Consider the following 26,184-nt stretch of genomic DNA (forward strand, 5'->3'; position numbering starts at 1 on the left):
AGCGGATCAACGATCCGCTATTTTCTTGCTTGCTCCGCCGAATACTTAAACGGAGAAGGACGAGCCGCAACCGCAGGTAGAAGTAGCCGTTGGGTTTTTAATCACGAACTGCGCACCCTCCAGGTCATCCTTGTAATCGATTTCCGCGCCGACCAGGTACTGGTAGCTCATGGAGTCGATCAACAGCTGGACGCCGTTCTTGACCATGGTGGTGTCATCTTCATTGACGATTTCGTCGAAGGTGAAACCGTACTGGAAGCCGGAACAGCCGCCACCCTGCACGAAAACGCGCAATTTCAGGTCGGGATTACCTTCTTCTTCGATCAACTGCGCGACTTTTTCAGCGGCGCTATCGGTAAAGATAATGGGTGAAGGGATCACATCTTGCATTTCAGCGACGGCATTCATATTGGACACTCCTACTAGAAAACATTAACTCATTATAGACTGTTGCCGCAACTCGCGCTGCGACAGCCACTGAGGCGGCTGGACGGTGTTGTTCTTGCTCACATTTCCGACACGGCCAGGTGCAGCACGGGGTCGGCGCTGTCGTGGCGACTCAGCCTGCCTTGCACCAGGGCGCCGCTGTGCATTTCCAGCACCTTGTAATAGACCTCTCCTACAATGCGGGCTTTCGGCTGGATTTCAAGCATTTCGGACACGTACACGGGGCCGTTGATCTCGCCGCTGACGACCAGGCTGGAGCAGCGCACTTCGCCATCGATGCGCCCCGCCTCGCCCAGCACCACATACGTGGGCTCGCCCGGCTCGCCCGTGACATTGCCGCGCACCTGACCATCGATGCGCAGGCCACCGCAAAACAGCAAGTCACCCTCGATCCGCGTGGAGGCGCCGATCAGGGTATCGATGGGGTTTTTCGCGTTGCGCTCGAACATGAACGTCATCCTATCCGGTGTACGTGGCAGCCCAATTTATCACAGGTCCGGCAAAAAGACGCCGGACCTCCGCAAACGCTAGTGCCTATATTTAAGGCATCACGGCGATATGTTGCAAACCGGCCGTTTCTTTCAGGCCAAACATCAAGTTCATGCATTGCACAGCCTGGCCCGACGCGCCCTTGACCAGATTATCTTGCACCACCAGCACGATGACGGTATTGCCGCCTTCAGGACGGTGCAAGGCCAGGCGCAGCATGTTCGAGCCGCGCGTGGAGCGGGTTTCCGGGTGCGAGCCGAATGGCATCACGTCGACGAAAGGCTCATCCTTGTATTGCTCTTCGAACAAGGCTTGCAATGCTTCATTGCTGACGTCCTTGTTCAGCTGCGCGTACAGGGTCGAATGCATGCCGCGTATCATCGGCACCAGGTGCGGCGTAAAGGTCAGCCCCACTTTCTCATCCGTGAAACGCTGCAATTGCGCCGCCGTTTCCGGCAGGTGGCGGTGGCCGGCCACGCCGTATGCTTTGAAGCTGTCGCTGCTTTCCGAGAACAGGATGCCGATTTCCGCCTTGCGGCCGGCACCCGACACGCCCGACTTGCAGTCGGCGATCAAGCCGCCCGCGTTGACCAGGCCCGCCTTGAGCAAGGGGTAAAAGCCCAGCTGCATGGTGGTCGGGTAGCAACCGGGATTGGCGATCAGGCTGGCTTTTTTAATATCTTCGCGGTTCAGTTCCGGCAAGCCGTACACGGCTTGCTCGATCAACTCGGGCGCAGTGTGGGCAATCTTGTACCATTGCTCGAACTTGGCCTGGTCTTTCAGGCGGAAATCAGCCGCCAGGTCGATGACTTTCACACCGGCGGCCAGCAGGGCTGGCGCTTGCGCCATGGCAACACCATGCGGGGTGGCAAAGAAAACCACGTCGCACTGTTCCAGGTTGGCTTTGTCTGGCGAAGTGAACGCCAGGCTCACGTGGCCACGCAGGGAAGGATACATGTCAGCAACGGGCAAGCCATCTTCCTTGCGCGAGGTAATCGCCGTCAACTCGACATCTGGATGGGTTGCCAGCAAGCGCAGCAATTCCACGCCCGTGTATCCAGTGCCGCCGACGATGCCAACTTTGATCATGTTCTTTCCTTGTGTATAGATTGCATAAAGATGAGGGGAAATGCTACCCCAGCGGGTTTTCCGCGTATTTTACAGCGCAACGGCGCATCCCGCTGAAATGCAAAAAAGCCGCGAGACCAAAGTCCAGCGGCTTTTCGACCAGCACCCGAAGGTGCTGTAGCGTAAGAATTAACGCTTCGAGAATTGCTTTGCGCGACGTGCCTTGCGCAGACCAACTTTTTTACGCTCGACTTCACGTGCATCGCGGGTAACGAAGCCGGCTTTAGCCAGTTCCGGTTTCAACGCTGCATCGTAGTCGATCAGTGCGCGGGTGATGCCGTGACGAACTGCACCAGCCTGGCCCGACTCACCGCCGCCATGGACGTTGACTTTGATGTCGAAACGCTCGACATTGCCGGTCAGTTCCAGTGGTTGACGGATGACCATCAGACCCGTTTCGCGCGAAAAGTATTCGTTTGCTGGTTTGCCGTTAACAACGATCAAGCCTGTGCCAACTTTGATAAAAACCCGAGCCACTGCACTTTTGCGACGGCCGGTTCCATAATTGTAATTACCGATCATGTCAGTTCCTTAGAGAACAAGTGCTTTAGGTTGCTGAGCAGCGTGCGGATGGGAACCTTCCGCGTACACTTTCAGCTTCTTGATCATTGCGTAGCCGAGTGGGCCTTTAGGCAGCATGCCCTTGACCGCTTTCTCAAGCGCGCGACCTGGAAAACGCTGTTGCATTTTCTGGAAGTTGGTTTCGTAGATGCCGCCTGGATAGCCAGAGTGACGGTAGTAAATTTTCTCAGTAGCTTTGGTACCGGTCACACGCAGTTTGCCTGCGTTGATGACGACGATAAAGTCGCCGGTATCGACGTGAGGAGTAAATTCTGGTTTGTGTTTGCCGCGCAGTCGGAGTGCCACTTCGCTGGCAACACGTCCGAGGACTTTGTCCGTCGCGTCAACCACGAACCAATCGCGCTGGACTTCATGTCCTTTAGCGGAAAATGTTTTCATGTTGACTTCCTAATAGATTACACGCTCAAATGGTGGTTCCGCCGATGTTGCTATGCGGACTCTGCCTTATTTACTTTTCCTGAGCGAACGGAAAGCCGACAAGTATAAGCGGCTTTGCCTTGCCGCGTCAAGCCACGATGCAGACCGGCTGCGGGCTGGCGGGTGGCACATGGACAGGCATTCCTCTATTACAATACAAAACGCTTACAATTTTCGGAGAGTACGATGGAATGCAAAGTCAGCTGGAACGGCCCGTCGGGCATGAGTTTTCGGGCAGAAACCGGTTCCGGCCACATGGTGACCATGGATGGCGCGCCCGATGGCGGCGGCCACAACCTGGCGCCACGCCCCATGGAAATGGTCTTGCTGGGCACGGGCGGCTGCACCGCCTATGACGTGGTGCTGATCCTGAAACGGGGGCGCGAAGCCGTCAGTGGCTGCGAAGTGACCCTGAAGGCCGAGCGCGCCGACACCGATCCGAAAGTATTTACCAAGATCCACTTCCATTTCACCGTGCGGGGCAAGGCCCTGAAACCGGCGGCCGTGGAACGGGCCGTTTCGTTATCACACGACAAATATTGCTCGGCGTCGATCATGCTGGCCAAGACGGCGGACATCACGCACTCGTTCGAAATCATCGAGGAATAATCGGCACAATTTGCTTGGATGCAGCAGAAAACTGGGGTCAGACCCGACGGGTCTGACCCCGGCTATTTTCTGCGCCTAAATATAGTAAGCCGTTTTTGTCATCACTTTACCCATGATGCCCATCAACGCCTTCACGGGCGCCGGGGTATCGATGGCGCCCAGGCGCTGGGCGGCGGCGCCGTGTTCCACTTCGTCCATCGCCATCTGCTTGACGATGGCGCGCGACTTGGCGTCCTGCGGCGGCAATTCCTGCAAATGGCTGGCCAGGTGCGCTTCCACCTGTCGCTCTGTTTCCACCACAAAACCCAGGCTGCGGCCGTCGCCCATGCGCGCGGCGATGGTGCCCAACGCAAAGGAACCCGCATACCACAGGGGATTGAGCAGACTCAAACGCGAGCCCAGCTCCGTCAAACGTTGCGCCGTCCAGGCCAGGTGGTCTTCCTCTTCGCGTCCCGCCTCATCGAACTGGGCGCGGATGGCCGGGCTGTGCGCAAAGCGCGCCTGCGAGTTGTACAGGGCTTGCGCGCATACTTCGCCCACGTGATTGACGCGCATCAAGCCGGCGCTGTGGCGCTGCTCGGCCGCGCTCAGCTCCGCATCGGGCGCGTGCGCAGCCGGCGTAGGGCGCGAGGCCGAAGCCACGCCCGCGATGACGCGCAGGGCCTTGTCGGCGCCAACAATCAAACGATCCAGGGGGTCAAAATGGCGGTTCGCGGTCATCGTGGCTATTCATGTAAGGGAAAACATGGATTATAGGACGATCAGGGCCAGCCGTACCCACGCCGCGCGCAGGGTGAACGGGGCTTTATTGACTTGTGCGCGCTTTTTCCCGCTCGATCCAATCGACCACGGGGCCGACGGCGTCCAGGCCGGACAGGCTTTTCGCCACGCCCAGGTTCAGTGAAACCAGGAAGGAAATGCTGTCGACGGGAATATCCGGGCAGTGCGCGGCAAACGCGGCGAGAAAGCGCTCCGACTGCAGCACGCGCAAGACTTTCTCGCCGCTCATGAATTGCAGCACGCTGGCGATGCTGTGCCCGCCACCTATCGAGTGATAAATAAAGCGGTTGTACCTGGCGTCGATCTGCTTGAAGTCGAGCGTTTCTTCCGTCATCAGGCCGGCCAGGTAGTACAAGCCCAGGCTGACGCGGAAGAAACCGATGGCTTCGGCACTGGTCATGCCGGCGCGCGCCACGGCCAGTACCTTGTCCTGCATTGCCTGATCGATCGTTTGCATTGCGCTCTCCCGCGCCGTCCGCCGGCGCCTACCGGGCCAGCTTGCATGAAGATGCTGTTTTTTTCAATAGACCAAACGATATTTCCATCTTGCAAGTTACATTTTTTGCATGCTACTCTCGTTCTTCACCTTTGAATGGATGAAATACATGATTGAGGTCAAACACCTGGCAAAACGTTTCCGCATGCCGCCCCACAAGGGCAAGGGCGTGCACGTCAGCGATCCGCGCGAACATGATGGCTGGTTTCACGCCGTGCGCGACGTCAGTTTCAGCTGCGCCCCGGGCGAGGTGCTGGGCCTGCTGGGTCCGAACGGCGCCGGCAAGACCACCACCTTGCGCCTGCTGTCGACGGCCCTGCAGGCGGACGCCGGCAGCGCCCTCGTCAACGGCGTCGATGTGCTGCGCCAGCCGCTGGTGGCGCGCCAGAGCATCGGTTTCCTCTCCGGTTCGACGGGCTTGTATGGCCGCCTGACGGCGCGCGAAAACGTCGAGTACTTTGGCCGCTTGCATGGCATGCCGGCCGACAAGCTGAAACGCCGCTGCGATGAGCTGTTTTCCCTGCTGCAAATGGAGGAATACGGCGGCAAGCGGGCCGATCAGTTGTCGACGGGCATGAAACAGAAGTGCGCAATCGCCCGCACCGTCGTGCATGAGCCGCAGGTGGTGATCCTCGATGAGCCGACGACAGGCCTCGATGTGATGTCGGCCAAGATCCTGCTCGACTTCATCGCCAGTTACAAGGCGCTGCGCGTGCCACTGATCTTTTCCACGCACCACCTGCACGAGGTGGAAAAGCTGTGCGACCGCGTCTGCATCATCAACCGCGGCACCACCGCTTTCAATGGCACAGTCAAGGAACTGCGCCACCTGGGCGGCAGTACCGATCTGTACGACGCCTTTGTCAGCGTCATCAACCAGGGAGCCTGAGCCATGTGGACCATTTATCTGAAAGAGTTGCTGGAGCTCACGCGCGACCGCAAGACGCTGATTTTCACCATCCTCATCCCCATCTTTGCCATGCCGCTGATCTTTGGCGGCTTCGCCTACGTCTCGAACAATATGTTCAAGAACGCCAAGACGGCGGAAATGCGCTACAGCTTGTTCGGCAAGGACCATTCGCCGGGCCTGAGCGCGCGTTTTGCCCAACAGAACAACCTGCGCGAAGTGCCGCTGGCCAGCGAGGGGGACATCCGCCGCGCCATCGGCGACGACACCATCAAGTTTGCCGTCGTCATCCCACCCCACTTTGAAGAAGCGCTGCAGCAACAACAGCAAGCCAAGGTGACCCTGCATTACAACAGCGCCAGCACGGTCGACGTGACCCAGCAAAGGGTGCGCGAAATCGTAGACACCTACAACGCCAGTCTGCGCGAGGGGGCGCTGTCGGCCCTGAACCTGAGTCCGGCCCAGTTGGCTTTCGCCCTGCACCCCATCGTGCTCGACAAGCAATCGACTGCCAACGAGCGAGAGCAGATGGGCGCCGTCATCGGCGGCCTGCTGCCCTATCTGCTGCTGATGGTGTGCCTGACGGCGGCCATGTATCCGGCCATCGACCTGGGCGCCGGCGAAAAGGAGCGGGGCACCCTGGAAACCCTGCTGCTGGCGCCCGTGCCGCGCAGCGCCATCGTACTGGCCAAGTTCCTCGTGCTATTTACCGTCGGCATGACGTCCGCCGTGCTGATGGTCGGCAGCATGGGCGCCCTGCTGGCCATCTTCGGCAGTTCGCTCGAGGGCCACATGGCCGTCATGGTGCGCAGCATCGGCTTGCCCGACCTGGCCATGGTGACCCTGATGCTGGTCCCGACGGCCGCCATCTTCGCCTCGCTGCTGCTGTCGATCTCGATCTACGCAAAAAGCTACAAGGAAGCGGCCGGCATGATCACGCCGCTGATGCTGTTCGTCATCCTGCCCACGGTAGCGGCCATGCTGCCCGGCGTGGAGCTGAACTGGATATGGGCCATGGTGCCGCTGACGAACGTGTCTCTGGCCATGAAGGAACTGGTGAAAGGCACCATGGATTACCGCATGTTCGGCGTGATCCTGGCTTCGACCACGGTGATCGCAGGCGCCCTCTTGATGCTGTGCCGCTGGTGGTTTAACCGCGAATCGGTCCTCTTCCGTAATTGATAGTCACGCGGCGCGCCAGCGGGGTACAACAGTCCCCGATATGGCGCGCCATCCACCCCGCCCATCCGCACTCTGGGCACGCGAAAATGCCGTGTATCGCATGCAACTGCCCAGTACGTCTTAAATTCAATACAATGCCAGCATAGAGAAGCCCTGCACCATCGGGCTGCAACGCATGAGTTAGGAGTTGTATGGAATTGCAGATTCGCAAATTGTCGAAGACCTACGCGAATGGCGTGGTGGCGCTGGATAACGTATCGCTGACAATACCGCCCGGGATGTTTGGCTTGCTGGGCCCGAATGGCGCCGGCAAGTCGACCCTGATGCGCACCCTGGCCACACTGCAGGAATGCGATTCCGGCTCCATCTTCTTCGGCGACTACGACGTGCTCGACGACAAGGACGAGATCCGCCGCATGCTGGGCTACCTGCCGCAAGACTTCGGCCTGTACCCGAAAGTGACGGCTTACGAATTGCTCGACCACTTCGCCATGTTAAAAGGGCTGTCGCAAAAGGCGCGCCGGCGCGAGGTAGTCGATGGTCTGTTGCAGCAAACCAATCTGTTCGACGTGCGCCACCAGCGCCTGGGCAGCTTTTCCGGCGGCATGCGCCAGCGCTTCGGCATCGCCCAGGCCCTGCTGGGCGACCCGAAACTGATCATCGTCGACGAGCCGACGGCTGGCCTCGACCCGCAGGAACGCGTGCGCTTCCACAATTTATTGTCCGACATCGGCGAAGACAAGACGGTGATCCTGTCGACCCACATCGTGTCCGACGTGGCCGACCTGTGCGCCAACATGGCCATCATCAACAAGGGCCATTTGCTGCTGTGCGGCAAGACCCAGGAACTCATCGATGAAGTCAGCTGCAAGATCTGGGCACGCTTTGTCGAAAAGAAAGAACTGGCCAGCTTCCAGCAGCGCCACGCCGTCATTTCCACGCGATTGCTATCAGGCCGCACCCTGATCCACGTCTACAGCGACGACGACCCGGGCGACGGCTTCGAGGAAGCCATCGGCGACCTGGAAGACCTGTATTTCGCCACCATTGCAGGGCGCCACCGCGTCGCCCCGCAGTGCGACTGAGGGGGCTGCCATGTTTGCCATCGCCCGCTTTGAAGCGCGACAGCGGCTCAAGCTGCTGTCCACCTGGGTGTATTTCGCCATGTTCCTGGCCCTGGCCATGCTGTGGATGGCTGCCGCCGGCGGCGTCTTCAAGGAAGCGAGCATCAGTTTTGGCGGCAAGTTCCTGATCAACGCGCCCCGCTCGCTGGCGTTCACGTGCAGCCTGCTGGGCTGCTTCGGCGCCGTGGTGGTGGCCGCCATGATGGGCCGCTCGGTACAGCAGGATTTCGAATACGGCATGCAGCATTTCTTCTTCAGCGCGCCGATCAAAAAATATCAGTATGTATTTGGCCGTTTCCTCGGCGCCTACCTGGTACTGGCCGTGGTGTTTTCCAGCATCGTCATCGGCGCCTGGCTCGGCGCCTGGCTGCCCGGCATCGACCCGGAGCGCCTGGGGCCGCAGCGCGCGCTGGCCTACCTGATGCCCTACGTGTTTACCCTGCTGCCCAACCTGTTCATCTTCGGCGCCATCTTCTTCGTCATCGCCGCCCTGACGCGGCGCATGCTGCCTGTGTACATCAGCTCGGTGGTGATGCTGATCGGCTATCTGGTGGCGCCCTCGCTGGCGCGCGACCTCGACTACAAGACCCTGGCCGCCCTGATCGACCCCTTCGGCACCACGGCACTGATACGCCTGACGGAATACTGGCCGAACGCGGAGCGCAACACGCGCCTGGTGACCTTGGAGGGCGTGTATTTGCTGAACCGCGCCATCTGGTCCGGCTTCGCCCTGGTGGCCTTGCTGCTCGGCTATTGGCGCTTCCAGTTCCACGCCACGACGGACGCGGGCGCCAGCAAGCGCCGCAGCGATGGCGACGTGCCGCTGCGCCTGTCGAACGCCTCGCTGTCCACGCAGGAAGCGCCGGACTTCGCGCAGCGCAACCTGGCCGCCTTGCTCGTCAAGATGAGCTGGCTGAACCTGCGCGAAACCATCAAGAACATTTATTTTGTCGTCATCGTGCTGGCCGGCGTGCTGACCATGTATGGCGGCGCGCTCGACATGGGTTCCATCTACGGCACGAATACCTATCCGGTGACGGAAAAAGTGCTGGAAATGGTCAGCGCCTCGTTCGCCCTGTTCATGCTGATCATTACCACCTTCTACGCGGGAGAGCTGGTGTGGCGCGAACGCGAGACCAGCATCCACCTGATGCTCGACGCCCTGCCCGTGCCGAACTGGCTGCCGCTGCTGTCAAAGCTGTTCGCCCTGATCGGCCTGCAAGCACTGTTGAGCCTGGTCATCATGCTGTGCGGCATGTCGATCCAGGTCTTCAAGGGCTATTACCGCCTCGATCCCGGCCTGTACCTGGAATCGCTGTTCCTGTCGCACTTGCCCTACTACGCTCTGATCGCCGTGCTGGCCATCTTTTTGCAAGTGGTGATCAATCACAAGTATCTGGCGTATTTCGCCATGATTCTGTACCACATCGCCAGCATCAGCTTTGCCTCGCTGGGCCTGGGCGACCCGCTGCTGCTGTACGGCAGCACACCGGATTTCGTGTATTCGGCCATGAACGGCGCCGGCCACTATGTGTTGCGCGAGCGCTGGTACTTGCTGTACTGGAGCGGCGCGGCCGTCATGCTGGCGGTGCTGTCGCTGCTGTTCTGGCCTCGCGGCGCGCACGATAGCTGGCGCATCCGGCTGCGCCTGGCGCGCCACGGCCTGACGCAGGGCGTGCTGGCCAGCTTTGCCGGCGGCGCCCTGATTTTCGTCGGCGCAGGCGGCGTGCTGTTCTACGTCTTCCACGTGGCCAACGATTACAAATCCGAATTTTCCCGCGATGCGGACCGCGCCAGTGCCGAGCGCCAGTACCGCAAGTTTGCCGCCACGCCGCAGCCGAGAATCACCGACGTGAAACTCGACGTGGCCATCTACCCGGCGCAGCGCAGCCTGGCCGTCACGGGCCGCTATATGCTGCAAAACAAGACCAGCTTGCCGATCAGCCACATTTTTGTGCAGCAAGACCCCACTTCCACCATGCGGCTGCGTTTTGATGCGCGCGTACATCCCGGCCTCGATGACAGCAAGCTGGGTTTTTACAGCTACCGCCTGGCCGCGCCGCTGGCGCCGGGCGCCAGCCTGGGCCTCGATTTCGACATTTCCTATGCGCCGCGCGGCATCTTCGGCCTGGGCCAGGACACGCCCGTGGTGGCCAACGGCACCTTCTTCACGAATGCCGTGCTGCCGCACATCGGCTACCAGCCGCAGCTGGAATTGACGGACCCGCGCGACCGCAAGAAACACGGCTTGCCGGCGCGCGAACGGGCCTTGCCGCGCGACGATGCACGGGGACTGGCGGACAATTACGTCAGCATTGACGCCGACCGCATCAACTTTGACGCCACCGTCAGCACCGTCGACGGCCAGACGGCCATTGCGCCCGGCATGCTGGACAACGACTGGATCGCCAAGGGCCGCCATTACTTCCATTACACAATGGACCAGCCGATCCTGAATTTCTACGCGTTCCAGTCGGCCCGCTACGCCGTCAGGCATGAGCGCTGGCAGGATGTGGCCATCGACGTGTATTACCATCCTGGCCATGAATACAACCTCGATCGTTTCGTGCGTGGCAGCAAGGAAGCGCTTGAGTACTACACGAAAAACTTCGGTCCCTACCAGCACAAGGTCCTGCGCATCGTCGAATTCCCCCGCTACGCCACGTTTGCGCAATCGTTCCCGAACACGATTCCGTACTCGGAAGGCCTGGGCTTCATCGCCAAGGTAGATGACAAGAATCCGAAAGACCTCGACTATCCGTTCTACGTCACGGCGCATGAAGTGGCGCACCAGTGGTGGGCGCATCAATTGGTGGGCGGCAACACGCGCGGCGCCACCGTGCTCAGCGAAACACTGGCCGAGTATTCGGCCCTGATGGTCATGAAAAAAACCACGGGGCCGGCAAAGATGCGCCGCTTCCTGCGCTATGACCTGAATCAATATCTGATGGGGCGCAGCGAAGAACGCAAGAAGGAACTGCCGCTGGCCGAGAATGAAAACCAGACCTACATCCATTACAACAAGGGCAGCCTGGCCATGTATTTGCTGCAGGACATCATCGGCGAAGACAAGGTCAACGGCGTGCTGCGCGAGCTGCTGAAGACTTACGGCCAGAAGGGGCCGCCGTATGCAAGCGTGACGGCGCTGATCGACGGCTTGCGCAAGGTCACGCCACCCGAGCAGGCTTACCTGATCGACGATCTGTTCGAGAAAATCGTGCTGTTTGACAACCGCGCCCTGTCGGCCACGGCCATCAAACGCAGCGATGGCAAGTATGCAGTCACCCTCAAGGTGCAGGCGAGCAAATTGACGGCCGGCGAACAAGGAGAGGAACACGACGCCCCCCTGCACGACTGGATCGAGATCGGCGTCGACGATGCGAATGGCTATCCGCTGCTGCGCGAACGCCTGCGCATGACGGCCCGTGAAGCGAGCTATACCGTAATCGTCAGCAGCCGGCCCGGCAAGGCGGGCATCGATCCCGACAACAAGCTGATCGACCGCAAGCCGGACGACAATATGGTCACCGTCGAGCTCGAAGAACCGTGACGAAAAATGGCCGCCTGTTCAGGGCGGCCATTTTCGGTATCATTGGATGTCAGACTGCGGCGCAGCGCGTCACCAGGCTCAGGCTGATGCCCATTTCCGTCAGGTGCTGCATGTCGGCCAGGGTCAGGTCCAGCGGCGCATCGACCGTGTCATCGCCATTCAACTCCAGTTGCAGCTCGGCCACAATGCGCGGCATGGTGAACGTGACGCCGCGCGAACGGCATTCGGCCAGGTAGGTGCGTATGCGCGAGGGCAGCACTTGCGCTTTGGACGCCTGCGCGATGAGCACTTCAAAGCCGGAATCGAGATGCACGCGGCCCGCTCCCTTCGCCTCGCCCTTGCGCCATTGCCGTTCCGGATCAGTGGGCAAGACTTCGAGAATGGATTTGAGCGTGGGGTCATCCCCATGCACCGACAGCTTCACCATATTCATATTGCAAGACTTTCTAGTCAGGATGCCGCCAGGAAGACGGCGCAATCATCAGACCGACAAGTCTACGCATGGAAGACAAATATGTCCATACGGCAATATTTAATATCAACCACCAATTTGTGCTATATCAACAACAGACGGAACAGGGTAGGTCCGTCTGCCACAGACACACTTACAGGGTCACGCCACGCGCCTGCAAGGCTGCCCGTACGCCGGTGCCATAGGCCGGGTCGGCCTGGTCGAAGTGAGCCAGCTGACGCTGCAAGGTTTCTGCGCGCACCTGGCTCAAGGGACCGGCCAGGTTGTCGAACAGGTTCTGTTTCGCCTGGACGGACATCAGACGGAACAGATTGCCGGCCTGCGTGTAATCGTCTTCCACGCCGCGCCCATCGTAGCGCGCCGCGCCACCATCGAGCGCCAGCGCCCCCTCGCCATGGCCCAGGCCTTGCGGCTGCGTGCCTGCCGCCGCCACGTTCGCGTAATTCTGCGCCGCGCCGCCATTGTTGATCGCCATGCTGCCGTCGCGCTGCTGGTTATGGAAGGGGCAGCGGGCCGCATTCACGGGCAGATGCTGGTGGTTGGTGCCGACTCGGTACAGCTGGGCGTCGTGGTAGGCGAACAGCCGGCCTTGCAGCATCTTGTCCGGCGAATAGCCCATGCCCGGCACGGCATTGGCCGGCGAAAAGGCCGCCTGCTCGACCTCCGCGTGGTAATTGTCCGGGTTACGGTTCAGCTCGAAAATACCCACCGGCACCAGCGGGAAGTCCGCATGCGGCCAGACTTTCGTCAGGTCGAACGGGTTCCAGCCCGTGCGCTGCTCCCATGCATCGAGCTGCTCCTGCGTTGCCACCTGCAGCTTGACTTCCCACTGCGGGAAATCACCGCGTTCGATGGCGCCGAACAGGTCGCGCTGGGCGTAGTCGGGATCAAGGCCGGCCAGGCGGCCCGCTTCCGAGGCAGGCAGATTCTTGATGCCCTGGCGTGTCTTGAAATGCCATTTCACGTACACGCGCTGGCCGTCGGCATTGATCAGGCTATACGTGTGACTGCCGAAGCCATCCATATGACGGTAGCCGTCCGGCGTGCCGCGGTCCGAGAACAGCATGGTGACCTGGTGCAGGCTTTCCGGCGCATGGCTCCAGAAATCGAACATCATCTCGGCCGATTTCAGATTGCTTTGCGGATCGCGCTTTTGCGTGTGGACGAAATCGGGGAACTTGATCGGGTCCTTGATGAAGAACATCGGCGTGTTGTTGCCTACCAAATCCCAGTTGCCTTCTTCCGTATAGAAGCGCACGGCAAAGCCGCGCGGGTCGCGTTCCGTATCGGCACTGCCGCGTTCGCCGCCAACGGTGGAAAAGCGGGCGAAAGTCGCCGTCTGCTTGCCAACTTCACTGAACAGCTTGGCCTTGGTGTAGCGCGCGATGTCATGCGTCACGGTAAAGGTGCCATAGGCGCCCGAGCCTTTCGCGTGCACCACGCGCTCGGGAATGCGCTCGCGGTTGAAATGCTGGAGTTTTTCGATCAGGTGGAAATCTTGCAGCAGCAGGGGGCCGCGGGGGCCGGCGCTGATGGAATTCTGATTGTCGGCGACGGGGATGCCCGAGGCGGTACTGAATGGCGGCTGTTGGCTCATGGCTGCTTTTCCTTCGTTGTTGACTGATGAAAGCAGTGTAGCGAGGTCGACAACAAAGGAAAAGATAATTGATTTTATCGAAGCGATAGATATTTACAATGTACAACCGTGAGCGTCGCACACGCCGCCCAGCTGCGCCTGCAGCTTCGCCGGCTGGCCCAGGTAATCGCCGATATCGATCACGGACAGTGCGCCGCTGCCATCGTCGAGCACGAACGTGGGAAAGCCCTGCCCGCCCACCTGCGCCAGCAAGGCGCGGCTGGCATCGATATGCTGCTGCGTGGCGGTACCCGCCTGCTGCGCATATTCGGCCTGAAAGGCAGCGCCATCCATGCCCAGTTCTTGCGCCAGCGCCACCAGCACGGGCAGGTCCGCGATGCGCAAGCCGTCCACGTAATGGGCGCGCTGCACGCGCTGCAGCATGTCCAGGCCCTTGCCGGCCAGCGATTCGGCCGCCAGGATGGCCGTGATCGGCGGTTCGGAATCCATCATGGCCGTGGTGTCGTTCAGCAAGCCGTTGACGTAGGCGTCACCAAATGGCTGGCCAGACAATTGCTCGATGCGGCGGTCATGCGGCAAGACGTAGCCGCGCCAGGCGGGCGTAATCTGACGGCGATTGCTGCCCGTCATCATGCCGCCGCCGTGAAAGGCCACTGTCAGGCCAGGTACGGCGCGCGCCGCCTCGACCAGCGGCGCGGCGCCGTAGCACCAGCCGCACAGGGGATCGAAAATGTAGTGCAGTGTGGGCATGACGACCTCCTTGTTTCCGCTTACCATTTCATTTCACCTTTGGCGACCTTCGCGCTGGTCTCTAAGGCGCCATCGAGGCCCAGGCTCGGGTAGTGCTGTTTCATGGACTCGATCAGGGCGGCCGAATTGGCGGCCTTGGCCGTTTCCGCTTCAAACGTCACCAGGTAGTCGCGCGTAAAACCAATGCTGTCGGGCGTCAAGCTGGAACCGACCTTGAAGTGGCCCGGCACGACGGTGACGGGTTTCAGCGCGGCGATGCCATCGAGTGTCTTGAGCCAGTCCTGGCGCGATTGCAGGCTTTGCGTATCGGCCGTCCACACGTGCAGATTGCCAAACAGCACCACGCCGCCGACGACGGCCTTGATCGATGGAATCCACACATAGGTACGCGATGGCGTCGGCCCCGAGATGGTCAGCGACTGGCCTTCCAGGCTGATGCGATGGCCTTTCAGCGCTTCGGGAATGACGATGCTGTGCGGCGCGTTATCCTTCAAAATCGGGCCCCAGTAGGCGACCTTGGCATCGGCCTTGCGGCGGATTTCCGCCACCGTCTCCGGCGTGGCGACGATTTTTGCCTGCGGGAACGCAGCCTTGATCACGTCGAGGCCAAAGTAAAAATCGGGATCGCTGTGGCTGATGTACACCGTCGTCAGTTTCTTGCCGCTGGCGCGGATCTTCTCCACCAGTTTTTGCGCTTCGGCGCGCGAAAACTGCGCATCGATCAGCACGGCATCATGCTTGCCCGCGACCAGCACGGAAGCGACGGGGAAGATGGCCGCTTCGCCCGGATTGAACACGTCCAGGGTCAGTGGGGCGCTGGCGGCGGCCGAGGCGGCGCCGGCGGCAAACAGGGTGGAAACAAGAACGCTGCTGATGGATTTGGAGAACATGATGTGCCTTCACAAGATGATTGGGATGCCTGCATCTTACGTTGCCTAATCCGGTAGAAAAACCCAATAAAACGCAATAGTTTGTTGCATATTTCGGTGCAATAAACGATACAACAGAGAAATGCCAGGCAAAGGCGGGCAGGACCGCTTGCGCGATACGCTGTATTTTTCCAGCGATAACGTGCGCAAAAACCGCGCCACAGGCGTCGGCGTAGCGCCGTCGCAAAACGTGTCACAACGTCATGAGGGTGTCACATTGGATTGTTATCTTGCTAGCTCTTTCAAACCTAGCCGGATGAACCACATGACACGCAGAAAAATTTCCGTCGCTGGCTGCAGCGTCGCCATTACCCTGATGCTAGCCGCCTGCGGCAGCGACGCCAAAAAAGAAGATGTGACGCCAGAAGCGCCACCGAAAAACGTCATCTTCTTCCTCGGCGATGGCATGGGCCTGACCACCATGACGGCCGCGCGCATCTATTCGGTGGGCGAAGACGGTGCGCTGACCATGGACACCCTGCCGGAAACGGCCTTCGTCAAGACCTTCTCGAACGACGCGCAAGTCACCGACAGCGCGCCATCGATGGCTGCCTACATGACGGGCGTGAAGATGAACAACGAAGTCATTTCCATGTCGGCCAACACGGTTGCCATCGATCCGGGCACGGATGCGAACGGCAACAAGCTGGTCAACAAATGCGGTACCGGTAACGGCACGCCCGCCACCACCCTGCTGGAACTGGCCAAGGCCAAGGGCTTTGCCGCCGGCGTCGTCAGCACGGCGCGCGTGACGCACGCCACGCCGGCCGCGACCTATTCGCACATCTGCCACCGCGACCTGGAAAACGATATCGCTGCGGCCCTCGTGCCAGGCGGCACGGGCTACAACAGCGCCTTGGGCGCCACCGGCCTGGAAGTAGTCCTCGGTGGCGGCGCGCAATTCTTTACGCCATTCAAGAATGGCGGCAAGCGTTCCGACGACCGCGATCTGGTGGCCGAGCTGAAAGCGAAGAGCTACACCGTGGCCAACAACGCCACCGACTTCAAGGCTGTCGATGCTGCCAAGACGGACCGCCTGTTCGGCGTGTTCACTTCCAGCCACATGAGCTACGACCTGGACCGCGATGCAGCCAAGGAGCCTAGCCTGGCGGAAATGACCACCAAGGCCATGGATGTATTGGCCAAGAACAAGAAGGGTTATTTCCTGATGGTCGAAGGCGGCCGCATCGACCATGCGCTGCACGAAACCACGGCCAAGAAAGCGCTGCAAGATACCGTCGCCTTCGACAACGCCATCAAGGCCGCCATCGAAAAAGCCAAGGTGACAGATCCGACCCTGGCCAATACCCTGATCGTCGTCACGGCCGACCATGATCACACGCTGGTGCTGAACGGCTACGCCAAGCGCACGGGCAAGACGGCTGCCGGCAACGCTGGCGTGCTGGGCGTGGTGAAGAACTACGTGACCGGCGCGGTCGAGAAAGACCTGGACGGCGCACCGTATTCGATCATCGGCTTCGGCAATGGCGAAAACCGCACGCAATCGAGCCGCGCCGCCATGGCCAGCCTCGATGAAACCGTCACCAGCGCCAACACCTACCACCAGGAAGCGGTAATCCGCACCACGGCAGGCAATGAAACCCACGGCGGCACCGACGTCTTCCTGGGCGCCATCGGCAAGGGTTCGGAAACCTTCCTTGGCACCATCGACAACACCAAAGTATTCGGCCTGGTCAAGACCGCCGGCGGTCTGTAATCCCCAAGAGACAAGAATTGGACAAGCACATGAAACTTGCATCGAAACCCGCCGCACTGAAATCGGCCCTGAAACTCTCCTTGCTGACCACGCTCGTGGCCGCCAGCGTTACCAGCGCCTACGCCGCCGACGCCAAGAACGTCATCTTCTTCCTGGGCGACGGCATGGGCCCGTCCGTCGTGACGGCGGCGCGCATCTACCAGTACAAGGAAGAAGGCAGCCTGACCATGGACACGCTGGAGCGCACGGCGCGCATCAAAACGTTCTCGAACGATGCGCAAACGACGGACAGCGCGCCATCGATGGCCGCCTACATGACCGGCGTCAAGATGAACAATGAAGTCATCTCGATGGCGCAGGACACCATCGCCAAGGAACCCGGCCGCGACGCCAACGGCAACCTGGGCGTGGACAACTGCCCGGCCGGCGGCAAGACCGTGCCGACCATCCTGGAACTGGCAAAAGCCAAGGGCAAGGCCGTGGGCGCCATCACCACCACGGAATTGACGCACGCCACGCCAGCGACGACTTTCTCGCACATCTGCAACCGCAACGCCCAATACGCGATCGCCGCGCAAACGGCGCCAGGCGGCGCAGGCTACAACGCCGCCCTGGGCGACGGCGTGGACGTGCTGATGGGTGGCGGACGCAACCACTTCACCCCATGGTCGGCAAGCAACAAGTATGGCCGCGCCGATGGCCGCAACCTGTTGACGGAATTTGCCGCCAAGGGCTACACCGTGGCCGCGACGAAAGCGGAAATGGCGGCAGCGCCGAGCGGCAAGAAGTTCATCGGTCTGTACAGCACGCGCAGCCACCTGGAATATGAACTGGACCGCACCGCCACGCCGCCACTGGGCGAAGGCGCGACCCAGCCTAGCCTGTCGGAAATGACGCTGAAAGCCATCGACTTGCTGTCGAAAAACGCGAACGGCTACTTCCTGATGGTCGAAGGCGGCCGTATCGACCACGCCTTGCACGGCATCAACGCCAAGCGCGCGCTGACCGACACCATCGCCTTCGACGACGCCATCAAGGCGGCCATCGCGAAGATCAAGGAAACCGATCCGACCCTGGCCAATACCCTGATCGTCGTCACGGCCGACCATGACCACACGCTGGCCTTCAACGGCTACGGCAAGCGCGGCAACCCTATCCTCGACATCAACCGCGGCTACAAGGATAACCAGCCGAGCAAGGATGCGGACGGCAATACCTACACCACCCTGGTGTTCGGCAACGGCCCGAACCGCCCTGCCCTGCGCAGCAACGTCGACAGCGCCACGGCCCTGAAAGACAACTACCTGCAAGAAACAGGCGTGCGCCTGGCCAGCGAAACCCACGGCGGCGGCGACGTCAAGCTGCTGGCCACGGGCGCCGGCGCCAAGACCTTCAAGGGCACCCTGGACAACACCAAGGTGTTCGACTTGCTGAAGGCGGCTTTCGGCTTCTGATCCGCATCAACACGGTAACCCCACCGGGGCGGATGGCACTGCCCTCCGCCCCTCTGCACGTAAAGGCAACACCATGAAATCGTCCCTGATCGCCGTCCTCCTTGCCGCCGGCTTTGCCGCCAGCGCCCAGGCAGCGCCTGCCACGCCTTCCGCCCCTGTCGACCTGGACCTCGGCATCACTTATTACAGCCGCGTCCTGACGCCCGAAGGCGTGACGCGCGAGAGCCGCTACGAAGAAAAGATGCTGCGCCGCCCCGGCCACGTGTGGGTCGAGCGCGTGCTGGCGCCATCGACGGACGCGCATGCGGGCCACAAGCATGGCGACAACACCAAAGTGGCGCTGAAGGCCACCCAGCATGAACACAAGCATTTCAATCCCGTGCTGATACCTCGCCACGTGATGCTGGAAAAGAACACCGTGCGCGTGGAATACATCGATGCGCATGACAAGATCGTCGTCTCCATCCCGAAAGCCGAGTACGAAAACGTCAATTTCGACGGTTCCTGGGAAAACAGTTTTTATCTGCTGGACCCGAAACTGGTGGCCGCCATGCCGCTGTCGAAACAGGCGTCGACTGTGACGGGCGCGCGCTGGCGCGAAGTGGAAAAGAATGGCGTGTTCCAGCGCATCCTGTGGGACGAGCAAAAACAGATTCCCCTGGTCATCGAAAGCGGCGACCGCGCGAATACCTTCTATCGCCGAGTCGACGTCAAGTTGCAGCCGACCGTCAGCAAGGCGCAGCCGTGGGCCAATCTGCAGCACTACGCGCAGCGCGAGTATTCCGACTACCTGGACTAAGCGCCAGGCTAGCAACAGGCAGCATCGGGACGTAAAAAAAGCCAGGGAAAATCCCTGGCTTTTGTTTGACCGGCGCCGGATTACTCCGCCGCTGCCGCTTTCTTAGCCGGCGCCTTCTTGGCGGCCGGCTTTTTCACGGCCGTGGCTTTCTTGGCTGGCGCTTTTTTGACGGCTGCCGCTTTCTTGACGGCCGTTTTCTTCGCTGGCGCCGCGCCTTCTTCGCCTTCGACCTCGGTCGCTGCCGCTTTGGACTTGGCGCCCGGCTTGGCCTTGCGCTCTTCAAACTCGAAGCTCACCTTGCCATCCTTGCCCCGTACGAGGAAAGCCTTGAACGGGCGACGGGTACGCTGCGAAACAAAGCCTGGCAGCAAGTCCGTCTTGCCATCGTTGAGCAGTTTTGCCATTTGTTCCGGCAAGATTTCCTGCTGCAAGATGATGCGGCCGCTACGGAAATCGCACGTCTTCGGCTTGGCCATGCTGTGTTCGCACACATAGGCCAGGCCCATTTCATACACGCCGGCATTGCACTTGGGGCAAGGTCCCACGGGCGTCTGGCCCGTGAAATCGACGCCTTCGCCATCTTCACTCTCGTCGTTTTGGCCGAAATCGAATTCCAGCTTGAAATTCTTGATCTCTTCATCGCGCACGATGCGCAGGATGGCGGCGAACGGACGGCCCATCTTCGAGCGGAAGCCTTGCAGCGGGCCGATGGTGCGGTCCTTCAGCAATTGTTCCACTTCGGCGATTTCAAACTGGCGCGAACCCGGTGTCTTGCTCATCGAAAATTCGCACTTGGTGCAGGCGAAACGACGGTAGTTTTCCTTCACCACGCCACTGCAATTCGGGCAAGGCGTTTCCAGGGTGGCATAGTCGCCGGGGATAGTATCGTTGTCGTATTCCTTGGCGCGCTTGACGATGATTTGCGTCATCTGCGCAATTTCACGCATGAATTCTTCGCGCGAAATCTTGCCTTTTTCCATCTGCGACAGCTTGTATTCCCACTCGCCCGTCAGTTCCGGTGCCGTCAATTCATTGACGCCCAGGCCTTTGAGCAAAGTCATCAACTGCGAAGCCTTGGCCGTCGGAATCAGTTCGCGGCCTTCGCGTATCAGATAGCGTTCTGTCAGCAAGCCCTCGATGGTGGCTGCGCGCGTTGCCGGGGTTCCAAGACCCTTGCCGGCCATCGCATCGCGCAGCTCGTCGTCGTCGATCAGCTTGCCGGCGCCTTCCATGGCCGACAGCAAGGTCGCCTCCGTGAAGCGCGCTGGCGGTTTCGTTACCAGGCCGTTGGCGCTGACGCTTTCCGTCTGCACTTTCTCGCCCTTGGCCACGGGCACCAGGTTGCCATTGCCATTGCTTTCCTTGTCCGCGTCCGTCGATGCTTCCTTGCCGTAGATGGCCAGCCAGCCCGGATTGGTCATGACCTTGCCTTCAGTCTTGAACTGATGGCCGGACACTTCCGTGTAGCGCGTGGTGACCTGGAATTCTGCAGGCGGGAAGAACACGGCCATGAAGCGGCGCGTGACCAAGTCATACAATTTTTGTTCCGGCTCGGACAAATTCTTCGGCGCGATCGTCGTCGGGATGATCGCGAAGTGATCCGAGATCTTGGTATTGTCGAAGATGCGCTTGTTCGGCTTGACCCAGCCCTTGTCGATGATCTGCTTGGCGAACTGGTGGTAGTTGCTGTTTTCCTTGACCGTTTCCAGCGCCTGCAGCACGGTCGGCATGTAGTCTTCCGGCAGGTGGCGCGAATCGGTACGCGGATAGGTCAATACCTTGTGCTTTTCATACAGCGCCTGGGCCAGGCCCAGGGTGTTCTTGGCCGAGAAGCCAAAACGCGAGTTTGCTTCGCGCTGCAAGCTGGTCAGGTCGAACAGGCCCGGCGCCATCGAGGTGGTCGGTTTCGACTCTTCCGTGACGATGCCTTGGCGGCCACGGCAGGCGGTGGCGATCGAATCGGCAGCCGTCTTGCTCCACAGGCGCTCGGCACGCTTCTCGGGGTCGTTCTCGTCCTTCTTGAACTTGGTGTCGAGCCAGCGGCCTTCATAGATGCCGGCTGCGCAAACGAATTCGGCGCGCACTTCCCAGAAGTCGCGCGGCACGAATTTTTTGATCTTGTCTTCGCGTTCGACCACGATGGACAAGGTTGGCGTCTGCACGCGGCCCACGGTGGTCAGGTAGAAGCCGCCTTCTTTCGAATTAAACGCCGTCATGGCGCGCGTGCCATTGATACCGATCAACCAATCGGCTTCCGAGCGGCAGCGGGCCGCGTCCGCCAGCGGCAGCATTTCTTCGTCGCTGCGCAGATGCGAGAAACCGTCGCGGATGGCGCCCGGCGTCATCGACTGCAGCCACAGGCGCTTGACCGGTTGCTTGGCTTTCGCGTTTTGCGCGATCAGGCGGAAAATCAGCTCGCCTTCGCGCCCCGCATCGCATGCGTTGATGAGGGTAGTGACGTCTTTACGTTTGATCAGCTTGTTTAATACTTTGAGGCGCGCTTCCGTCTTGGCGATCGGGTTCAGCGCGAAATACGGTGGAATCATCGGCAAGTGCGCGAAACTCCATTTGCCGCGCTTCACGTCGAATTCTTCCGGTACGGCGATCTCCAGCAAGTGGCCAACCGCCGACGACAGGACGTATTCATCCGATTCAAAGTACTCATCGTGCTTGGTGAAGCCGCCAAGCGTCTTCGCGATATCGTTCGCGACAGAAGGCTTCTCGGCGATGATGAGGGTTTTTGTCATATTTTTTGGTCTCGAAAAATGCTCTAGGATAGTTTCAGCATGCGCATCATACAGTGCATTGCCAGGCGCCGACGCTTTTGTCTGAGCAAGGCCTTGTGACTTGTGGTCTTGTCAAGCGGCCAATGATAAGCGCCTATTGAAGAATTCGGCAAGTTATCTGCAAGCAAGAATGCGCAGGCGCAAACACAATGGTCCGGCGTGCGCGCTGGTGCAGTGCATCTTAAAGGGGATGGCGCGGCAGCGGCGCCAGGGTCGGGCCAACGGCTGCAGTGGCAGCCAGCAAGACAGCATAAAAATGTTCAGGGCAAGGCTCAGCGGCGCAGACAGTACGCTAGTACGGCAAGACGCTGTAACGCCGCCATGGACATTTTTATTAGTGTAGCAGGCGGGGAGGCAGGTCTTCGTCGTCTACGAACAGATCGTCAAACATCAGGGCATCCGGTTCCTTGCCCTGGCTCCACAGCAGCATCAGCACGATGACTTTCAGCTTGCCCAGCGACACGGGCGCCTCGTCGAGCGCCAGCGCCCGTTCGATGACGATTTCGCGCTGCAGCGGCGAGAGCACCTTGGCGCTTTCCAGAAACTGGATGAAACCGATGGCTGCCGTGCCCAGCACGTCGCTTTCCTGCTGCACATAGAAGCGCGTGCCCGTGGAACTGGACGTCAGGGTTTGCTCGACGCCGGCCATGGCGTTCAAGTCCGTCAGCCAGACCAGCGCTTCGGAAATCTCCACGTCGTCGAAACCGACGGCCGACAGTTTGCGCGCCAGGACTGCCGGCTCGGGGCAGGCGTCGGGGCGATAGTAAGTCTCGTAGAGGTACACCAGGATATCGAACATGGCTCTACTCTATCAGCTAAGTTCGCTGCGACACAAGGGTGCGCGCCGACAAAGCGCCCCCGTGCGGCAAGGCCGCCACACAAGTGACAAGCTGTCATTTGCAGCGTTGAAACAGTCCTCCTGGCAAGCGTTCGACCAGGCCCGCCAGCTCCAGCGCCAGCAATTCGCCCATCAGCGCACCCATGGCCAGGCCGCTGCGCGCGGCCAGGGTATCGGCATCGAGGGGATCGTGGCCCAGTGCGGCCAGCAGCGGTGTTTCGTCTTCCAGCGCGGGCGGTACAACGGGCACGCCGACTCGCCACTGCAACTCTTGCAGCACGTCATCGGCCGACTCGACCAGCTTGGCGCCCTGCTTGATCAGCGCATGGCAACCCTTGGACAGGGTGGCATGGATGGAACCGGGCAAGGCATACACGTCGCGCCCCTGTTCACCGGCCAGGCGCGCCGTGATCAGGGAACCCGATTGGGCCGCCGCCTCGATCACCAGCACGCCGCGCGCCAGACCGCTGATCAGCCGGTTGCGGCGCGGAAAGTTAGCTGGCATGGCCGGCAAGCCCAGCGCGTATTCGCTGACGATGCAGCCTTGTTCGGCAATTCTTTGCGCCAGATCAAGGTTGCGTCGTGGATACACCAGATCGGCGCCCGTGCCGATCACGGCCACGGTGGCGCCCGCACCGCGCAAACCGCCCTCGTGCGCATGCGTATCGATGCCCAGCGCCAGCCCGGAAATGATGGTCAAGCCTGCCGCGCTGAGGGCGTGGGCAAAGGCGGCAGCATTCTGCATGCCTTGCGCGCTGGCATTGCGGCTGCCAATAATGGCCACGCCGGGGCGCGACAGCAGTTCCGCCCGCCCCCGTACATATAGTAATAGCGGCGGATCGGCAATTTCCAGCAGCAGGGGCGGATACGCGGCGTCGGCCAGGGTCAGCACGGCATTGCCGGGCCGCTGCAACCACTGCAGTGTGAGCGCCAGCTGGCTGTTGGCCACCGGTTTGGGCGGTTGCACGATGGCACGCGCCACGCTGGCCGGCACCACAGCGCGCAAGGCATCGAACGGCGCGGCAAAGATTTGCGGCGGCAAGCCGAAGCGGGCCAGCAAGGCGCGCGCCGCCACCGGCCCCACGCCGGGCAGATGCTGCAGGCGCAGCCAGCCCGCCAGTTCCGTGGCCGTGTCTGCCGTCGTTGCAATTGCATGCATGACAACCTCACTGTGTACTGTGCCCCCCAATGCTAGCGCCATGGCGCGCACGCGATACCGACGCGCGCAAGGATGCGTGCAATGGCCGTGCCAAACGGCCCGCCGTCCACAGGGCCATGGGCGTCTGTGATAAAATTTCCCTTTGCAGCAAACGAAGCGCACTGGCAAACGCATCTGCCGCGCCGTTGTGCCATACGCGCCCAACCGTAGCGTACTCAAATAAAATAGCCCTGCCATCGTTCGCATGGCCCAGGCATGAATAATCCGGCGCACCGGCGTCCACCTTAACCAGTCGAATCAGTATGTCCATATTAAATATCCTGCGTTACCCCGATCCTCGCCTGCACACGATCGCCAAGCCCGTCACCGAATTTGACGCGCGCCTGCAAACCCTGATCGACGACATGGCCGAAACCATGTACGACGCCCCTGGCGTCGGCCTGGCCGCGTCGCAAGTGGACGAGCATATCCAGATGATGGTGATCGACATCACCGAAGAGAAAAACCAGCTGCAAGTGTTCATCAATCCGGAAATCACCTGGGCCAGCGAAGAAAAGCAGGTCTACGACGAAGGCTGTTTGTCCGTGCCTGGCGTCTACGATGGCGTCGAGCGCCCTGCCCGCATCAAGGTGCGCTCCCTGGACCGTCACGGCAAGCAGTTCGAGCTGGAAGCCGATGGCTTGCTGGCCGTCTGCATCCAGCATGAGATGGATCATCTGCTGGGCAAGGTATTCGTCGAATACCTGTCGCCGCTCAAGCGCAACCGCATCAAGACCAAGATGATCAAGGAAATCCGTGGTCTCGAGCGCGAAGCGAGCCTGCGCGCACAGAACCGCCGTTTTTAAGCCACTGCTGATAGACTAAGCAACAACAGTACTCGTTACACCACGCCAGCCTGGCGCCCTCGGGCGCGGGCCTGCGCACCTCACGTCAAGGAACCATATGAAAGTGATCTTCGCAGGCACGCCTGAATTCGCCGCCACGGCCTTGAAAGACTTGCACGAAGCGGGTTTTGACATTCCGCTGGTGCTGACCCAGCCCGACCGCCCTGCCGGACGCGGCATGCAATTGCACGCCTCGGCCGTCAAGCAGTATGCGCAGCAGCATGGCATCGACGTGCTGCAGCCTTTGTCCCTGCGCATGGACAGCAAGGACCCGCAGCGCGCCGCCGAGGCAAAAGCGGCCCACGAGCGCCTGCTGGCCACGGATTACGACGTGATGGTGGTGGCGGCCTACGGCTTAATCTTGCCGCGCAGCACGCTCGACATCAAACCCTGCATCAATATCCACGGTTCATTGCTGCCACGCTGGCGCGGTGCCGCGCCCATCCACCGCGCCATCGAGGCAGGTGACGATGAAACGGGCGTGACCATCATGCAGATGGAAGAAGGCCTCGATACGGGCCCCATGCTGGCCATCGAGCGCACGCCCATCGAGGCGGGCGATTCCACCGCCAGCCTGCACGACAAGCTGGCCGCCCTGGGCGGCAGAATGATCGTCGAGACCCTGCGCAAGATGCAGCATCAGCCGCTGGAAGCCGTGCCGCAGCCGGAAGCAGGCGTGACCTACGCGGCAAAGATCGCCAAGGACGAGGCGGCGCTCGATTTCAGCCAGCCTGCGCTGGAACTGGGCCTGAAAATCCGCGCCTTCAATCCATTTCCCGGCGCCTGCGGCCAGGTTGATGGCACAACCATCAAGATCTGGGCCGCCGACGTGCTCGAAGCGGACAGCAAGGAAGCGCCTGGCCAGCTGCTGGCAGCCGACGCCCAGCACGGCATCGTTGTGGCTTGCGGCAATGGCTCCCTGCGCCTGACGGAACTGCAAAAACCGGGCGGCAAGCGCCTGCCTGCGGCCGAGTTCATCAAGGGCTTCCCGCTGGAAGGCAAACGTTTTACTTGATGGCACGGCGTCGTCCTGTCGACGGCCATCAAAAAAGGGCTTGCCGCGGCAAGCCCTTTTTGCATCCGGCACC

At 60.7% G+C, this 26,184-nt stretch carries 24 protein-coding genes; 10 read left to right on the forward strand and 14 right to left on the reverse strand.

Features of this window, described 5'->3' with window-relative positions; genetic code table 11:
- Window positions 1–45: 45 nt before the first annotated feature.
- The 5 genes from erpA to rplM all read right to left on the reverse strand — a co-directional run bounded on the left by erpA (window position 46) and on the right by rplM (window position 3,024).
- Window positions 46–408 (reverse strand): iron-sulfur cluster insertion protein ErpA, encoded by a 363-nt coding sequence (gene erpA, locus C8C89_RS00945; protein ID WP_029496047.1) that lies wholly within the window; start codon window positions 406–408, stop codon window positions 46–48.
- Window positions 409–506: 98 nt separating this feature from the next.
- On the reverse strand, window positions 507–896 hold the full coding sequence (locus tag C8C89_RS00950) for a polymer-forming cytoskeletal protein (protein WP_101484855.1): 390 nt from the start codon (window positions 894–896) through the stop codon (window positions 507–509).
- Between the two features lie 91 nt (window positions 897–987).
- Window positions 988–2,025: an N-acetyl-gamma-glutamyl-phosphate reductase gene (argC, locus tag C8C89_RS00955; protein WP_101483818.1), complete on the reverse strand. Its 1,038-nt coding sequence runs from the start codon at window positions 2,023–2,025 to the stop codon at window positions 988–990.
- A gap of 168 nt (window positions 2,026–2,193) precedes the next feature.
- Window positions 2,194–2,586: a 30S ribosomal protein S9 gene (rpsI, locus tag C8C89_RS00960; RefSeq protein WP_010393285.1), complete on the reverse strand. Its 393-nt coding sequence runs from the start codon at window positions 2,584–2,586 to the stop codon at window positions 2,194–2,196.
- A 9-nt stretch (window positions 2,587–2,595) separates the two neighbouring features.
- Window positions 2,596–3,024, reverse strand: coding sequence for a 50S ribosomal protein L13 (gene rplM / locus C8C89_RS00965; RefSeq protein ID WP_010393282.1), 429 nt, complete (start codon window positions 3,022–3,024; stop codon window positions 2,596–2,598).
- A 225-nt stretch (window positions 3,025–3,249) separates the two neighbouring features.
- Here rplM and C8C89_RS00970 point away from each other — a divergent pair, with 225 nt between their 5' ends.
- The gene (locus C8C89_RS00970; protein ID WP_133988676.1) at window positions 3,250–3,672 is read left to right on the forward strand and encodes an OsmC family protein; all 423 of its coding nucleotides are present in this window, start codon (window positions 3,250–3,252) and stop codon (window positions 3,670–3,672) included.
- 75 nt (window positions 3,673–3,747) lie between these two features.
- Here C8C89_RS00970 and coq7 read toward each other — a convergent pair whose 3' ends face one another.
- Together coq7 and C8C89_RS00980 are read right to left on the reverse strand one after the other, a co-directional pair.
- The gene (gene coq7, locus C8C89_RS00975; RefSeq protein WP_133988677.1) at window positions 3,748–4,392 is read right to left on the reverse strand and encodes a 2-polyprenyl-3-methyl-6-methoxy-1,4-benzoquinone monooxygenase; all 645 of its coding nucleotides are present in this window, start codon (window positions 4,390–4,392) and stop codon (window positions 3,748–3,750) included.
- An 85-nt stretch (window positions 4,393–4,477) separates the two neighbouring features.
- A complete protein-coding gene (locus tag C8C89_RS00980; RefSeq protein ID WP_101483815.1) occupies window positions 4,478–4,909 on the reverse strand; it encodes a hypothetical protein in 432 nt (143 codons plus the stop codon).
- Between the two features lie 148 nt (window positions 4,910–5,057).
- On the opposite strand from C8C89_RS00980, the gene C8C89_RS00985 reads away from it, so the two are divergent.
- The 4 genes from C8C89_RS00985 (at window position 5,058) to C8C89_RS01000 (ending at window position 11,711) form a co-directional block, all read left to right on the forward strand.
- On the forward strand, window positions 5,058–5,837 hold the full coding sequence (locus C8C89_RS00985; RefSeq protein ID WP_101483814.1) for an ATP-binding cassette domain-containing protein: 780 nt from the start codon (window positions 5,058–5,060) through the stop codon (window positions 5,835–5,837).
- Window positions 5,838–5,840: 3 nt separating this feature from the next.
- Window positions 5,841–7,037 (forward strand): ABC transporter permease, encoded by a 1,197-nt coding sequence (locus C8C89_RS00990; RefSeq protein WP_101483813.1) that lies wholly within the window; start codon window positions 5,841–5,843, stop codon window positions 7,035–7,037.
- Window positions 7,038–7,228: 191 nt separating this feature from the next.
- Complete coding sequence (locus C8C89_RS00995; protein WP_133988678.1) at window positions 7,229–8,122, forward strand: ABC transporter ATP-binding protein; 894 nt, start codon at window positions 7,229–7,231, stop codon at window positions 8,120–8,122.
- A gap of 10 nt (window positions 8,123–8,132) precedes the next feature.
- Entirely contained in the window at window positions 8,133–11,711 is a 3,579-nt protein-coding gene (locus C8C89_RS01000) for a M1 family aminopeptidase (protein WP_133988679.1), read from the forward strand.
- A gap of 49 nt (window positions 11,712–11,760) precedes the next feature.
- Here C8C89_RS01000 and C8C89_RS01005 read toward each other — a convergent pair whose 3' ends face one another.
- The 4 genes from C8C89_RS01005 to C8C89_RS01020 form a co-directional block, all read right to left on the reverse strand.
- Entirely contained in the window at window positions 11,761–12,144 is a 384-nt protein-coding gene (locus tag C8C89_RS01005) for a hypothetical protein (RefSeq protein ID WP_101483810.1), read from the reverse strand.
- Between the two features lie 172 nt (window positions 12,145–12,316).
- On the reverse strand, window positions 12,317–13,780 hold the full coding sequence (locus tag C8C89_RS01010; protein ID WP_133988680.1) for a catalase: 1,464 nt from the start codon (window positions 13,778–13,780) through the stop codon (window positions 12,317–12,319).
- 93 nt (window positions 13,781–13,873) lie between these two features.
- Entirely contained in the window at window positions 13,874–14,530 is a 657-nt protein-coding gene (locus tag C8C89_RS01015; RefSeq protein ID WP_133988681.1) for a DsbA family protein, read from the reverse strand.
- A gap of 20 nt (window positions 14,531–14,550) precedes the next feature.
- Window positions 14,551–15,420, reverse strand: a complete 870-nt coding sequence (locus C8C89_RS01020; RefSeq protein ID WP_166674643.1) for an MBL fold metallo-hydrolase — start codon at window positions 15,418–15,420, stop codon at window positions 14,551–14,553.
- A 355-nt stretch (window positions 15,421–15,775) separates the two neighbouring features.
- On the opposite strand from C8C89_RS01020, the gene C8C89_RS01025 reads away from it, so the two are divergent.
- The 3 genes from C8C89_RS01025 to C8C89_RS01035 all read left to right on the forward strand — a co-directional run bounded on the left by C8C89_RS01025 (window position 15,776) and on the right by C8C89_RS01035 (window position 19,429).
- On the forward strand, window positions 15,776–17,176 hold the full coding sequence (locus tag C8C89_RS01025) for an alkaline phosphatase (RefSeq protein WP_243858226.1): 1,401 nt from the start codon (window positions 15,776–15,778) through the stop codon (window positions 17,174–17,176).
- A gap of 29 nt (window positions 17,177–17,205) precedes the next feature.
- Entirely contained in the window at window positions 17,206–18,630 is a 1,425-nt protein-coding gene (locus C8C89_RS01030; RefSeq protein ID WP_243857859.1) for an alkaline phosphatase, read from the forward strand.
- A gap of 73 nt (window positions 18,631–18,703) precedes the next feature.
- Window positions 18,704–19,429, forward strand: a complete 726-nt coding sequence (locus C8C89_RS01035; protein ID WP_133988683.1) for a hypothetical protein — start codon at window positions 18,704–18,706, stop codon at window positions 19,427–19,429.
- 80 nt (window positions 19,430–19,509) lie between these two features.
- On the opposite strand, the gene C8C89_RS01040 is transcribed toward C8C89_RS01035, so the two are convergent.
- The 3 genes from C8C89_RS01040 to dprA all read right to left on the reverse strand — a co-directional run bounded on the left by C8C89_RS01040 (window position 19,510) and on the right by dprA (window position 24,212).
- A complete protein-coding gene (locus tag C8C89_RS01040; RefSeq protein ID WP_101483805.1) occupies window positions 19,510–22,176 on the reverse strand; it encodes a DNA topoisomerase III in 2,667 nt (888 codons plus the stop codon).
- Window positions 22,177–22,549: 373 nt separating this feature from the next.
- Window positions 22,550–23,014: a DUF494 domain-containing protein gene (locus C8C89_RS01045; protein WP_101483804.1), complete on the reverse strand. Its 465-nt coding sequence runs from the start codon at window positions 23,012–23,014 to the stop codon at window positions 22,550–22,552.
- Window positions 23,015–23,108: 94 nt separating this feature from the next.
- On the reverse strand, window positions 23,109–24,212 hold the full coding sequence (gene dprA / locus C8C89_RS01050; protein ID WP_133988684.1) for a DNA-processing protein DprA: 1,104 nt from the start codon (window positions 24,210–24,212) through the stop codon (window positions 23,109–23,111).
- A 302-nt stretch (window positions 24,213–24,514) separates the two neighbouring features.
- Between dprA and def the strand changes: the two genes are divergently transcribed.
- Window positions 24,515–25,057 (forward strand): peptide deformylase, encoded by a 543-nt coding sequence (def, locus tag C8C89_RS01055; protein ID WP_133988685.1) that lies wholly within the window; start codon window positions 24,515–24,517, stop codon window positions 25,055–25,057.
- A 97-nt stretch (window positions 25,058–25,154) separates the two neighbouring features.
- Window positions 25,155–26,111: a methionyl-tRNA formyltransferase gene (gene fmt / locus C8C89_RS01060; RefSeq protein ID WP_133988686.1), complete on the forward strand. Its 957-nt coding sequence runs from the start codon at window positions 25,155–25,157 to the stop codon at window positions 26,109–26,111.
- Window positions 26,112–26,184: the final 73 nt, after the last annotated feature.

Source organism: Janthinobacterium sp. 75, from assembly GCF_004365495.1.
Taxonomy (GTDB): Bacteria; Pseudomonadota; Gammaproteobacteria; order Burkholderiales; family Burkholderiaceae_D; genus Janthinobacterium.